Origin of the sequence: Methanococcoides sp. AM1 (genome assembly GCF_900774055.1) — an archaeon.
Lineage (GTDB): Archaea > Halobacteriota > Methanosarcinia > Methanosarcinales > Methanosarcinaceae > Methanococcoides.
Genome location: NZ_CAAGSW010000032.1, coordinates 1 through 217, shown reverse-complemented (window position 1 = coordinate 217; position 217 = coordinate 1). Strand labels below are relative to the sequence as shown.

Below are 217 nucleotides of genomic sequence, written 5' to 3'. Positions count from 1 at the left end.
GTTGCATTGGTTGAGAGATCAGTGAATGAAACAGTAAGTGGTGCAATACCTTCAGTGACATTAGCACTGAAATCGGATACCGGAAGTATCGGAACTGATGTCACATTGATATAATTCGTCTTGACTTCGGAAGCAGTGCCATTGATATTACTGACAGTAAGATTGACAGTATACAAACCAGCTGTATCATACGTATGAATTATATTCTGACTGGAGT

Annotated in this window: 1 protein-coding gene; it reads right to left on the bottom strand. The window is 39.2% G+C overall.

Annotated elements, in window-relative coordinates:
- A partial coding sequence (locus tag E7X57_RS12260) for a PKD domain-containing protein (RefSeq protein ID WP_371413204.1) occupies positions 1-200 on the bottom strand: 200 nt, incomplete at its 3' end.
- Between the last annotated feature and the right edge of the window lie 17 nt (positions 201-217).